This is a genomic window from Novosphingopyxis baekryungensis DSM 16222, assembly GCF_000420305.1.
In the GTDB taxonomy this organism is placed as follows: domain Bacteria; phylum Pseudomonadota; class Alphaproteobacteria; order Sphingomonadales; family Sphingomonadaceae; genus Novosphingopyxis; species Novosphingopyxis baekryungensis.
The window spans coordinates 108,933-120,538 of record NZ_ATUR01000007.1 but is presented as its reverse complement, the minus strand read 5'-3'; the positions used below and the strand labels follow the sequence as shown (position 1 = coordinate 120,538).

General features: G+C 63.7%; 13 protein-coding genes. 6 read left to right on the top strand and 7 right to left on the bottom strand.

All coding sequences use genetic code 11. From position 1 onward, the window contains the following. Window positions 1-31 precede the first annotated feature (31 nt). The 4 genes from G410_RS0112410 to G410_RS0112395 are packed head-to-tail and all read left to right on the top strand — an operon-like array spanning window position 32 to window position 3,431. Complete coding sequence (locus G410_RS0112410) at window positions 32-466, top strand: protein tyrosine phosphatase family protein (RefSeq protein ID WP_028971411.1); 435 nt, start codon at window positions 32-34, stop codon at window positions 464-466. Between the two features lie 9 nt (window positions 467-475). Continuing rightward, entirely contained in the window at window positions 476-862 is a 387-nt protein-coding gene (locus G410_RS0112405) for a hypothetical protein (RefSeq protein WP_022673985.1), read from the top strand. Beyond that, window positions 859-1,797 (top strand): sterol desaturase family protein, encoded by a 939-nt coding sequence (locus tag G410_RS0112400; RefSeq protein WP_022673984.1) that lies wholly within the window; start codon window positions 859-861, stop codon window positions 1,795-1,797. The genes G410_RS0112405 and G410_RS0112400 overlap by 4 nt, the downstream gene beginning before the upstream one ends. Before the next feature lie 47 nt (window positions 1,798-1,844). Continuing rightward, the gene (locus tag G410_RS0112395; protein WP_022673983.1) at window positions 1,845-3,431 is read left to right on the top strand and encodes a GMC family oxidoreductase; all 1,587 of its coding nucleotides are present in this window, start codon (window positions 1,845-1,847) and stop codon (window positions 3,429-3,431) included. Between the two features lie 104 nt (window positions 3,432-3,535). Here G410_RS0112395 and G410_RS0112390 read toward each other — a convergent pair whose 3' ends face one another. The 7 genes from G410_RS0112390 to G410_RS16695 form a co-directional block, all read right to left on the bottom strand. Then, window positions 3,536-4,876 (bottom strand): ammonium transporter, encoded by a 1,341-nt coding sequence (locus G410_RS0112390; RefSeq protein ID WP_028971410.1) that lies wholly within the window; start codon window positions 4,874-4,876, stop codon window positions 3,536-3,538. 29 nt (window positions 4,877-4,905) lie between these two features. Then, window positions 4,906-5,244, bottom strand: coding sequence for a P-II family nitrogen regulator (locus G410_RS0112385; RefSeq protein WP_028971409.1), 339 nt, complete (start codon window positions 5,242-5,244; stop codon window positions 4,906-4,908). 162 nt (window positions 5,245-5,406) lie between these two features. Beyond that, a complete protein-coding gene (locus tag G410_RS0112380) occupies window positions 5,407-6,108 on the bottom strand; it encodes an endonuclease/exonuclease/phosphatase family protein (protein WP_022673980.1) in 702 nt (233 codons plus the stop codon). Beyond that, the gene (locus tag G410_RS0112375; RefSeq protein WP_022673979.1) at window positions 6,105-6,323 is read right to left on the bottom strand and encodes a putative signal transducing protein; all 219 of its coding nucleotides are present in this window, start codon (window positions 6,321-6,323) and stop codon (window positions 6,105-6,107) included. The genes G410_RS0112380 and G410_RS0112375 overlap by 4 nt, the downstream gene beginning before the upstream one ends. Window positions 6,324-6,336: 13 nt before the next feature. After that, window positions 6,337-6,876, bottom strand: a complete 540-nt coding sequence (locus G410_RS0112370) for a DUF924 family protein (protein ID WP_022673978.1) — start codon at window positions 6,874-6,876, stop codon at window positions 6,337-6,339. A gap of 215 nt (window positions 6,877-7,091) precedes the next feature. Continuing rightward, window positions 7,092-8,522, bottom strand: coding sequence for a metalloprotease TldD (gene tldD / locus G410_RS0112365; protein ID WP_028971408.1), 1,431 nt, complete (start codon window positions 8,520-8,522; stop codon window positions 7,092-7,094). A 160-nt stretch (window positions 8,523-8,682) separates the two neighbouring features. Then, complete coding sequence (locus G410_RS16695) at window positions 8,683-8,928, bottom strand: zinc-finger domain-containing protein (RefSeq protein ID WP_022673976.1); 246 nt, start codon at window positions 8,926-8,928, stop codon at window positions 8,683-8,685. A 123-nt stretch (window positions 8,929-9,051) separates the two neighbouring features. Between G410_RS16695 and G410_RS0112355 the strand changes: the two genes are divergently transcribed. Beyond that, window positions 9,052-9,972: an ABC transporter ATP-binding protein gene (locus G410_RS0112355; protein ID WP_022673975.1), complete on the top strand. Its 921-nt coding sequence runs from the start codon at window positions 9,052-9,054 to the stop codon at window positions 9,970-9,972. Beyond that, window positions 9,969-11,570, top strand: a complete 1,602-nt coding sequence (gene nadB, locus G410_RS0112350) for an L-aspartate oxidase (protein ID WP_022673974.1) — start codon at window positions 9,969-9,971, stop codon at window positions 11,568-11,570. The genes G410_RS0112355 and nadB overlap by 4 nt, the downstream gene beginning before the upstream one ends. The last annotated feature ends 36 nt before the right edge of the window (window positions 11,571-11,606 follow it).

Below are 11,606 nucleotides of genomic sequence, written 5' to 3'. Positions count from 1 at the left end.
ATACAGGCGCCAGCTTTTTCCGGAGACCGCCATGCACATCCGCCAGATCAACGATCATCTCTATGCCGCGCCGCAGATCACGCCCGACGACGTGGCCGAGGCCAAGGCGATGGGCATCGGCCTGATCATCAACAACCGCCCCGAGGAGGAGGAGCTGGGCCAGCCGGAGGGCGCAGCCATCGAGGCAGCGGCGCATGCGGCGGGCCTGCACTATATCGCCATTCCGGTGACCCATGCGGGTTTCAGCGTGCCGCAGGTGGACGCCATGCGCGCCGCGCTGGACGAGAATGAAGGCGGCAAGACGCTTGCTTTCTGCCGGTCGGGCACCCGTTCGACGCTGCTCTGGGCGCTGGCCGAAGCCAAAGCCGGGCGCGACCCGGACAGCATCGCCGAATCGGCGGCGGCAGCCGGCTATGATGTGGCGCCCGTCCGCATGTTGCTGGACGCTTTCGCCGCCAACGCCTGATCCGCCGTGATGACGATCCCCACCCTGCTCGGTTCGCTCGCGGCGATCGGGATCGTGGTGCTGATCGTGCGGGCCTTGCGCTTTCAGGCCAAAACGCTCTCCGAAGAACAGGCGATGCGCTATTCGGAGGAGATGATCGCGGGCTTCGACGCGATCGACGCGGGCCTGTGCCGGAACCGCCACGCAGCGCTGGTGCTGGGCGATGACGGGCGGGTCGTGCTGCTGAAATGTACCGGCAACCGCTATGCCGCGCGCGCGCTGACACCGCCCGCCCGCTGCCGCTGCCCCGAACAGGGCCGGCTGATCGTGGACAGCGACGAGCGGCAGTTCGGCCATGTCGAGCTTCAGCTGGACAACGCCGCGCTCTGGCAGCAGCGGCTCGGCGGTGCCACATGAACGATCTGCCCGACATCGTCACGCTGGCCATTCCCGGCTTCATCCTGCTCATGCTGATCGAGATTGCGGTGCTGAAGTGGCGCGGGAGCGATGGCTATGAAACCGCCGATACCGCCACATCGCTGCTGCTGGGCCTTGGCAGCACGATTGCGGGCGCGCTGTCGGCGGGGCTGTTCTATGCGATGGCCGCCGCCGTCCAGAGTTTCGGCGGCGAGAGCCTGGGCTCGCCGCAACTGGGTTTTGCCTGGTGGGTATGGCCGCTCTGTTTCCTGCTGGACGATCTGGCCTATTATATTTTCCACCGGTCGGCCCATCGCGTGCGCTGGTTCTGGGCGGGCCATGTGGTGCATCACAGCAGCCAGCATTACAACTTGTCGACGGCGCTGCGGCAAACCTGGACCGGCTTTTTCGCGCTGAGCTTCATCTTTCGCCTGCCGCTGTTTCTCGTCTTTCCGCCGGCCATGATCTTTTTCTGTGCAGGGCTGAACCTGATCTATCAGTTCTGGATCCATACCGAGGCGGTGGGCCGATTGCCCCGCTGGTTCGAGGCGGTGATGAACACGCCGAGCCACCACCGCGTCCATCACGGCACCAATGCGCGCTATCTGGACCGCAATTATGCCGGCGTGTTCATCATCTGGGACCGCCTGTTCGGCACGTTCGAGCGTGAACGGGACGATGAGCGCATCCATTACGGGCTGGTCCATAATCTGGGCAGCTTCAATCTGCTCTGGGCCGCGTTTCACGAATGGGCCGGCATCGCACGCGACCTTTGGGCAGCGCCCTGGCGGCACAAACTGCACTATCTGATCCGTGAACCTGGCTGGAGCCATGACGACAGCCGGGAAACCAGCGCCATGATCCGGGCACGCTGGGAAGCACAGCGTACCGCAAAACCCAAAAAGGCAATCGACCAAGCGGCGGACAGCCTATAGTCTTGCGTCGAAGGGCCGAAACAGGCTCGTCGGAGAGGACTTAATCCATGAACGAATTCGATATCATCGTGGTCGGCGGCGGATCGGCGGGCAGCGCGATTGCCGGCCGGCTCACCGAGGATCCCACGATCAACGTCTGTCTGGTCGAGGCGGGGGGCAGCAACAAGGACTGGCGCGTCCACACGCCCGGCATGATGCCGTTCCTTCCCGAATTCACGAACTGGTATTACGCCACGATCCCGCAGAAGGGCCTGAATGGGCGGCAGGGCCATCAGCCCCGCGGAAAAGGCATGGGTGGCTCCAGCGCGATCAACGCCATGCTCTATGTCCGGGGCAACGCCTGGGACTATGACAATTGGGCCGCGGTGGGCTGCGATGGCTGGGCCTTCGACGATGTCCTCCCCTATTTCAAACGCAGCGAATCCAATGAGCGCGGCGGTAGCGAATTTCATGGGGGCGACGGCCCGCTGTCCGTATCCGACCAGCATTCGGTCAATGCCGGCAGCCGCGCCTTTGTCGACAGCGCCGCGCAGTTGCAATTGCCGCGAAACGAAGACTTCAACGGCGCCGCGCAGGCCGGCTTCGGCATCTACCAGACCACCACCAAAAAAGGTGAGCGCTGGACGGCATCGCGCGCCTATATCGATCCGGTCCGGTCCCGCCCCAATCTTCATGTGATGACCGATTGCCTGACCGAAAAGCTGATCGTGCAGGACGGCCGCGTCACCGGTGTGCAGATCGTCCGTGGCGGCAGAACAGAGACGCTGCACGCGCGCAGCTCCGTGGTGCTGTCGGCGGGTGCCTTCGGCACTCCGCAGATCCTGATGCTGTCCGGCATCGGCCCGGCGGACCATATCCGGCATCACAATATCGATGTCGTGCTGGACAAGCCATCGGTCGGCGAAAATCTGCAGGACCATATCGATTATGTCGCCAGCTTCGAGACCGAGTCGAAGGATTTCATCGGCGATTCGCTGGCCGGCACGGCGCGGATGGCCAAGGCGATCATCGAGCATCGCCTGCGCCGCACCGGCATCATGACCACGCCTTATGCCGAAGCGGGCGGCTTCTGGTCACCCGATCCCGATGCGCCCGCGCCGCAGATTCAGTATCATTTCGTGCCCGCCATGCTGGAAGATCATGGGCGCGAAAAGGTGAAGGGCCATGGCTTTTCCTGTCACGCTTGCGTGCTGCGGCCGGAAAGCAAGGGCCGCGTCCGTCTGAAATCGAACGAAGCTGGCGACATGCCCGCGATCGACCCCGCGTTTCTGGAGGATGACCGCGATATCGCGCTGCTGCGTGCCGGGGTGCGGCAGATGTACCGCATTTTCGATGCGCCGCCGCTCAGCGATTACCATCCAAGGGATCGCCACCCCGTCGATATCAACGACGATGCCGCGCTCGATCAAGCGCTGCGCAACCGGTCCGATACGGTCTATCATCCCGTCGGCAGCTGCGCCATGGGGCCGAACGAGAGCGATGTGTTGACACCGCGGCTCAAATTTCGCGGGCTGGAAGGCCTGTATGTGGCCGATGCTTCCGTCATGCCCAAGATCGTCAGCGGCAACACCAATGCCCCGTCGATCATGATCGGCGAGCGCTGCGCCGATTTCATCAAGGCCGATCTGCGCTAAACAAAAGCCGGCGCATCGCTGCGCCGGCGTCTGTTCGTTCCGAACGGGAACGCGATGTTTGGCCGCGCGGGTGGAGAGGGTGAACCCCGCGCCGCCAAAACCGGTCAGTAATTATAGGCACGTTCGCCATGTTCGCCGAGATCGAGCCCTTCGCGCTCCACCTCTTCGGACACACGCAGGCCTGTCAGCATCTTGGCGATGTAGAAGGCGATGGCAGCGGCCACACCGGACCACACGACCGCGATCAGAACAGCCTCGACCTGGATGACGAGCTGGCCGATCACGTCATAATCGTCCGCACCGGGGCCGCCCAGCGCGGGCAGCATGGTGAAGGCGGTGCCGATCGAACCGATGATGCCGCCAATGCCATGGATACCGAAAGCGTCCAGCGAATCGTCGAGCTTCAGCTTCGGCTTGATGCCGACCACGAACCAGGCGCAGATGATCGCCGCTAGCGCGCCCAGCAGGATCGCACCGAACGGTCCGCTGTTGCCCGCAGCGGGGGTTACCGCCACCAGACCGGCAATGGCACCAGAACAGGCGCCGAGCAGCGAGCCCTTGTGGCCCATCATCCGCTCGGTCAGCATCCAGAACAGCACGCCGGATGCCGTGGCCACGAAGGTGTTGATGAGCGCAAGACCGGCCGATCCATTGGCTTCCAGCGCTGAGCCCGCGTTGAAGCCGAACCAGCCCACCCACAGCAGACCGGTACCGATCAGCGTCATGGTGAGCGAATGCGGCGCCATCACGTCCTTCTTGAAACCCAGCCGCGGGCCGAGGATCATCGCACCGACGAGCGCGGCGATACCGGCATTGATGTGCACCACCGTGCCGCCGGCAAAATCGAGCGCGCCCATTTCAAAAATCAGACCGCCCGTTGCCCAGACCATATGTGCAATCGGGAAATAGGCGATGGTCAGCCAGATTGCGGCGAAGATCATCAGCGCGGAGAACTTCATCCGCTCCACCAGGCCGCCGACGACCAGCGACACCGTGATGGCGGCAAAGGTCATCTGGAAGGCGATGAAGACGAATTCGGGAATCTCGAACCCGTCGGAGAAGGTCGCGGCGGTGGAGTCTGCCGTGGTGTTGGCCAGGAATAGATTGCCCCAGCTCACAAACGCATTGCCTTCCGGTCCGAAGGCCGTGGAATAGCCCCAGATCACCCAGATGATCATGGCCAGACTGGCCACGGCGATGATCTGCGTCAGCACGGACAGCATGTTCTTGGTGCGCACCAGACCGCCGTAGAACAGCGCGAGGCCCGGCACGATCATGGCCATCACCAGCACGGTGGCGGTCATCATCCAGGCGGTATCGCCCTTGTCGACCACGGCGGTAACGGCTTCTGCCGCCACCGGGGCCTGCAGGCCCGATGCCGCAGCCGGCGCGGCAGCAAGGATTGCGGCAAGGCTTGCCGCGAGCTTGGGTAATTTGTTGAGCATCATGGCCCCCTTTATGTCCTGAAAACCCGTCACAATGCGGCGTCCGCGGTTTCGCCGGTGCGGATGCGCACGGCATTTTCCAGTGGCACGGTGAAAATCTTGCCATCGCCGATCGATCCCGATCCCGCGCTTTCCTGCAGCGTTTCCACCACGCGCGCCGCCAGATCGTCCGAACAGGCGATCTCGATCTTCACCTTTGGCACGAAGCTGATGGCATATTCGGCGCCGCGATAGGTTTCGGTGTGCCCCTTCTGACGGCCGAACCCCTTTACCTCGGTAATCGTCATGCCCGAGATGCCGATCTCGGTCAGCGCCTCGCGCACCGCGTCAAGCTTGTGCGGTTTGATGATGGCGATACATAATTTCACGTGGATGCCCCCTTGTGCTGCATCGCACGCAGTATCCAGCGCCAAAGCGCTTCGATTCCTGCGTGCCGGAAAAAGGAGGCTATCAAGTCATGTTGCAGTGCACAAGGGCGTTTGCAATTTTATTACTGCGCCACCGATATTCTAGCATGATTCGCTCAAAAATCAGCCGTAACGCAGCGTCAGGTCGGCCCAGATCGGCAGATGGTCCGATCCTGCCCGCAATGCAGCATGATCCAGCGTGCCGACCTCGGTACATTCGAGATCGTGACTGACGATGATGCGGTCCAGCCGCGTCACCGGCTTGCGGCTGTGAAAACTGCGCGGCGTATCGAGCAGGCGAAAATGCCGGTGATCGGCAAATTCATTCAGACAGCCGCGCTGCGACCACTGGTTCAGATCGCCCATCAGCACCGTCGGCATGGCATCGCTGCATCGGTCGAGATGCGCGATCACCGCCCGCACCTGCCGCCGCCGCCACAGGCCGGACAGATCGAGATGCATGCCGACCACGCGCAGCGGCATCCCCTCGATATCCACCTCCGCCAGCACCGCGCCGCGCGGCTCCAGGGTGGGCAGATCGAGCGCCCGTGCCTGGCGCACCCGGTGCCCGCTGCGCACCAGAATGGCATTGCCGTGCCAGCCGATGCCGCCGGGCCGGATATGCAAGGGCACCGCCACATAGCCTGCTTCCGCCAGCGCCGCGTGCGGCAGCACACTCTGGCGCGATCCGAACCGCTTGTCCGCCTCCTGCAAGGTCACGACATCGGCATCCAGCGCGGCAAGGGCGCGGCAGATCCGATCCGGATTACGCTTGCGATCGGTGCCGAGCGCCTTGCGGATATTATAGGTGGCGACACGGATCATGCGTCGGCGTCCGTTTCCGCACTGCCCAGCAGATCGCGCGCATCATCGGCATCCTCCGCAGCCACCATCAGCCGTGCCGGCGTCATCATGCCAAGGCCGAGGCTGGCCATGCCGCCGTCGAACACCACACTCTCGATCCCCTCCGATGCCAGCTGCAGCCGGGCGAGATCGGCCGCCATGCGATCGGGATATTGCGCGATCCGCACCAGACCCATCAGTCCGCACCCCTCACTGATGCCAATCCTCGATCGCCTGCAGCTCCGCCGCCGAACTTTCCCGGCCAAGCACGGGATTACGATGCGGGAAACGCCCGAATTGCCGGATCAGATCGCGATGCCCCTCGGCAAAGGCCAGATTGTCGGTCAAGCCTGCCTTGCGGAACAGCTCTACCGAACGGTCCTGATCGGCCATCACCTCGCTGTGCATGAACGGCATGTAAAGAAAGCTTTTGCGCGGCCCTTCCAGCTGATCGTCATAGCCCATGGCGATCGCCTGCCGCGCGATCGACAGCGCCTGCGCGTCACTGGCAAAGGCATCCGCCTCTTCGCGAAACATGTTGCGCGGGAACTGGTCGAATAGAATAACCGCCGCCAGCGCCTGCTGCGCATCATCGAGGAAAAAGAGCGGGGCTTCGCCGCGCATCTCCTCCCATAGCGGGCAGAAGCGATCGCGCACTTCCCGGTCCAGCTGCGGACGCGGGGCGAACCAGTGATCCGGCCCGACATGGTCGAACCAGAAATCGAGAATGTCTTGAGCCCAGGCTTTCATAACACGCCCCCAACGCCCGAAGTTCGCAATGGTCCCGATACGCCCCCGCCGAAATTCGGATGAACCGTTGCCAGGCAGCGTGCGATCGAGCGGCGTTTTGCAATAGGGTGGATCATGGTTCGCCCAAGATAGCGCTGCCAGGCCCGGTAGGACAGAGGCTGTCCGGCCAACGCATCCCTGAAGGCCGAAGCGAACCTGCGAGCAAACCCCATGCGTTATGCCGCCGCCGTGCCGCCAACCGTCAGACCGCTCACCAGCAGTGTCGGCTGGCCCACGCCCGCCGGCACGGTCTGGCCGCCCTTGCCGCAGATGCCCACGCCTTCATCCAGCGCGCTGTCATTGCCGATGCCGGTCAATTTGGTCAGCACCGTGGGACCATCGCCGATCAGCGTGGCGCCCTTGATCGGATCGCCCAGCTTGCCGTTCTTCACGCGGTACGCCTCGGTGCAGGAAAAGACGAACTTGCCGCTCACGATGTCGACCTGACCACCGCCGAAGCTCTTGCAGAAGATGCCGTCCTTCACGCGGCCCAGCAGCTCCTCCGGATCGTCCTGACCACTCTTCATGAAGGTGTTGGTCATGCGCGGCATGGGACTGTGCGCATAATCCTGCCGGCGGCCATTGCCCGTGGCGGGCACACCCATCAGGCGGGCGTTCATGCGGTCCTGCATATAGCCTTTCAGGATGCCGTCCTCGATCAGCACGGTTTCCTGCGTCGGCGTGCCTTCATCGTCGATCGACAGCGATCCGCGCCGCTCGCCGATCGATCCATCGTCCACGATGGTCACGCCGGGCACCGCCACGCGGTCTCCGATGCGGCCGGAAAAGGCGCTGGTGCCCTTGCGGTTAAAATCGCCTTCCAGACCGTGCCCTATGGCTTCATGCAGCAGCACGCCGGGCCAGCCGGGGCCGAGCAGCACGGTCATCTCGCCTGCCGGCGCGGCGACCGAACGCAGGTTGACGAGCGCCTGATCCAGTGCGCTGTCGATGGCGCGCTCCCATTCGGCGCGCACGAACAGGCGATCATAAAGATAGCGCCCGCCCATGCCGAAGCTGCCGGTTTCACGGCGCCCATTGTCCTCGGCCACGATGGACACGTTGAGCCGAACCAAGGGGCGGATGTCGGTGGCGACAAAACCGTCCGGCCGGACGATCTCGACCACCGACCAGCTGCCCGACAGGCCGACGGACACCTGCGCGACCCGGGGGTCCCGCGCCCGCGCCGCCGCGTCGATCTCGGCGCACAAGGCGGCCTTTTTTTCGAACGGGATCGCGTCGAGCGGATTGTCTCCGGTGTAAAGATGCCGGTTGTTATGGCGCGGGGCGGCGGCCATTTTGCTCTTGCTCGGCTCGATCAGCTGCAATGTCTGCGAGGCGCGGCGGATGGCTCCCTCGCTAATTTCATTGGCATGGGCAAATCCGGTCATTTCACCGGAAATACCGCGCAGGCCGAATCCCGAATCCATGCTGTAATCGGCCACCTTCAGGCGGCCATCGTCGAACACGAAGCTCTCATTGGCGCTATATTGCAGGTAAAGCTCGCCATCGTCGCAGGCGTTCAGCACCTCGCCGGTGATCCGCTGCGCGGTCTCCGGATCGAGCTGGCCGGGGCGATAGAGAAAGCTGCGCGGGTCCTGATCTGTCATGCCCGCGAATATAGGGAGCGCGCGGCCATAGGGAAAGCAGGCTTTGTTCGGCGCGCCCAACCGGACTGTTCGTGCAGAGCTTCACGCCCGCTGATGTTCAGGGCGTCCGAAACCCAGGCTGGCCGAATGCACCGGCAAAGGGCGCAAACTCCCGCTCCGCTCAGACTTCCTTGCGACCATGCTCCGACTGGTGGTCCTCGGCGAGGCGCGCCTCGGCATTGGGAACGTCTGCCGGGCCGCCGACCAGCACGAAGTGCCGGTCACAATAGCCGCAATCGACCCAGCCCACGCTTTCCGGGATTTCCAGCCACACGCGCGGATGGCCGAGCGCAGCGGAAATTTCACCAGCACCGTCGCAGGCGACGCGCGGCTGGGTGGTGCGGATGGTTTCGGGCGGTTCGATCATGATGCCCCTGCGATTAGCAACGCAGGCGGCGGCGTGCAATCTCTAGCGCGCACAAGATCGCCGGGCCGCGCAGACGCCTTTGCCCTTGCCGCGCCTGCGCCAAGGCGTAAGACACACAGCGCCATGTCAGACGCCGCCATCTCGATCCGCCATCTTTCCAAAACCTATGCCGGGGGCAAGCAGGCGCTCGACGATGTCAGCTTCGATGTCGAGCGGGGGCTGATCTTCGGGCTGCTCGGCCCCAATGGCGCGGGCAAGTCCACGTTGATCAACATCCTGGCCGGGCTGGTCAACAAGACATCGGGCCATGCCAGCATCTGGGGCTTCGACATCAACGAGAATCCGCGCAACGCCAAGGCGTCGATCGGCATCGTGCCGCAGGAGATCATGTTCGATCCCTTCTTCACGCCGCGCCAGACGCTGGACCTGCAGGCCGGGCTGTACGGCGTGCCCAAGACCAAACGCCAGACCGACGCGCTGCTGCGCGCGGTGCATCTGGAAGACAAGGCGGAGGCCTATTCGCGCACCCTGTCCGGCGGTATGAAGCGGCGGCTCCTTATCGCGAAGGCCATGGTGCATTCGCCGCCGGTCATCATCCTGGACGAGCCGACGGCCGGCGTAGATATCGAACTGCGCCAGCAATTGTGGGAATATGTGACCGAGCTTAACAAGGGCGGCGTGACCGTGGTGCTGACCACCCATTATCTGGAGGAAGCCGAACAGTTGTGCGACCGGATCGCCATCATCAACCATGGCAAGCTGATTGCCAATGAGCCGACCAGGGACCTGATCGGCATGGCGCAGGAAAAGGTGGTGGTGGTGACGCTGGAGCATGCCGGCACCCCGCCCGATTCGGGCTGCTTCGAAAAGGTCGAGGTGCTGGAGGGCAACCGCATCGCCATCACCTATCGCAAGGACAAGGCCAATGCCGGCGAAGTGCTCCGCGCGGTGAGCGAGGCGGGCCTGAACATTATCGACGTGTCCACCCGCGAGGCGGATCTGGAGGATGTGTTCCTGAACCTCACGCGGGCGGAAGCGGCATGAGCGATTCGCTGCCTCCGCATGATGTGGTCATCATCGGCTCCGGAGCGGCCGGGCTGACCGCCGCGATTTCGCTGGCCGAGCGGTTCAAGGTGCTGGTGCTGGCCAAGGGCAATCTGGCGCAGGGCTCCACCGCCTGGGCGCAGGGTGGAATCGCCGCGGTGCTGGATAAAGGCGACACGTTCGAGGACCATATCCGCGATACCATGATCGCGGGGGCCGGGCTCAACCGGCGCGAAACGGTGGAGACGGTGATCGAGAATGCGCCCGTCGCCATCGAGCGGCTGATCGCAATGGGCGTGCCGTTCAACAAGGAGCATGACGCGCTGCATCTGACGCGCGAGGGTGGCCATTCCCACCGGCGCATCGTGCATGTGGACGACGCCACCGGCTGGGCAGTGCAGGAGGCGCTGCTGAAGACTGCGCGCGCCAACCCCAATATCACGCTGCTGCCGCATCAGGTGGCGATCGATCTGATCACCGGACGGCATGAGGAGAAATTCTCCGGATCGGGCCGCGTCTGGGGCGTCTATGCGCTCGATCAGCAGAGCGGCAAGATCAACGCGCATACCGGCCGCGCGACCATCATCGCGACAGGCGGCGCAGGGCGCTGTTATCTGTTTTCCACCGCGCCGCGCGGCGCGACGGGCGACGGAATTGCCATGGCATGGCGTGCGGGCGCGCGCGTTTCCAATATGGAAATGATGCAGTTCCACCCGACCTGCCTGTACAATCTGGACGTCAAGAATTTCCTGATTACCGAGGCGGTGCGCGGAGAGGGCGGCCATCTGAAACTGCCCGCCGGCGCGCCGGAAGCGGGCGAACGCTTCATGCCGCGCTTCGACGCGCGCGAGGAGCTGGCTCCGCGCGATATCGTGGCCCGCGCGATCGATCACGAGATCAAGCGGCTGGGCCTGGATTATGTCGATCTCGACATTTCGCACAAGGACCCGGAATTCGTCCGGCATCACTTCCCGAATATCCACGAGAAACTGCTGACGCTGGGTATCGATATGACCACGCAGCCGATCCCGGTGGTGCCGGCACAGCATTATACCTGCGGCGGCGTGCTGATCGATCTGCAGGGCCGTACCGATCTGCCGGGGCTTTACGCGGCGGGCGAGGTGACCGAGAGCGGCCTGCACGGCGCCAACCGGCTTGCCTCTAATTCCCTGCTCGAATGTTTCGTGTTCGGCGAGGCGGCGGCGCGCGACATCATGGCCCGCTGGGACGAATTCGGCCAAGTACCCGCCATCCGCCCATGGGATGAAAGCCGCGTCACCGATTCGGACGAAGAGGTGGTGATCAAACAGAACTGGACGGAGATCCGCCGGTTCATGTGGAATTATGTCGGCATCGTGCGCACCACCAAGAGGCTGGAACGCGCGCAGCACCGTATTCAGCTGCTCAGCGGCGAAGTGGCGGACTATTATGGCAATTTCCGCGTGACGAGCGATCTGGTCGAGCTGCGCAACCTGTTGCAGACGGCGGAGCTGATCGTCAGCAGCGCGCTGAAGCGCAAGGAAAGCCGCGGCCTGCATTTCAACACGGATTATCCGGAGATGCTGCCCGAAGCGAAGGACACGGTGCTGGTGCCATAAGGCGCCCGCGGCCTCCGCTGGCCGCACATAGATCAT

Excerpts from the sequence above, each read along its gene's own strand:
- G410_RS0112410 (WP_028971411.1), top strand. The coding sequence starts at position 32 with ATGCACATCCGCCAGATCAACGATCATCTCTATGCCGCGCCGCAGATC.
- G410_RS0112405 (WP_022673985.1), top strand. The coding sequence starts at position 476 with ATGACGATCCCCACCCTGCTCGGTTCGCTCGCGGCGATCGGGATCGTG.
- G410_RS0112400 (WP_022673984.1), top strand. The coding sequence starts at position 859 with ATGAACGATCTGCCCGACATCGTCACGCTGGCCATTCCCGGCTTCATC.
- G410_RS0112395 (WP_022673983.1), top strand. The coding sequence starts at position 1,845 with ATGAACGAATTCGATATCATCGTGGTCGGCGGCGGATCGGCGGGCAGC.
- G410_RS0112390 (WP_028971410.1), bottom strand. The coding sequence starts at position 4,876 with ATGCTCAACAAATTACCCAAGCTCGCGGCAAGCCTTGCCGCAATCCTT.
- G410_RS0112380 (WP_022673980.1), bottom strand. The coding sequence starts at position 6,108 with ATGATCCGTGTCGCCACCTATAATATCCGCAAGGCGCTCGGCACCGAT.
- G410_RS0112375 (WP_022673979.1), bottom strand. The coding sequence starts at position 6,323 with ATGGGTCTGGTGCGGATCGCGCAATATCCCGATCGCATGGCGGCCGAT.
- G410_RS0112370 (WP_022673978.1), bottom strand. The coding sequence starts at position 6,876 with ATGAAAGCCTGGGCTCAAGACATTCTCGATTTCTGGTTCGACCATGTC.
- tldD (WP_028971408.1), bottom strand. The coding sequence starts at position 8,522 with ATGACAGATCAGGACCCGCGCAGCTTTCTCTATCGCCCCGGCCAGCTC.
- G410_RS16695 (WP_022673976.1), bottom strand. The coding sequence starts at position 8,928 with ATGATCGAACCGCCCGAAACCATCCGCACCACCCAGCCGCGCGTCGCC.
- G410_RS0112355 (WP_022673975.1), top strand. The coding sequence starts at position 9,052 with ATGTCAGACGCCGCCATCTCGATCCGCCATCTTTCCAAAACCTATGCC.
- nadB (WP_022673974.1), top strand. The coding sequence starts at position 9,969 with ATGAGCGATTCGCTGCCTCCGCATGATGTGGTCATCATCGGCTCCGGA.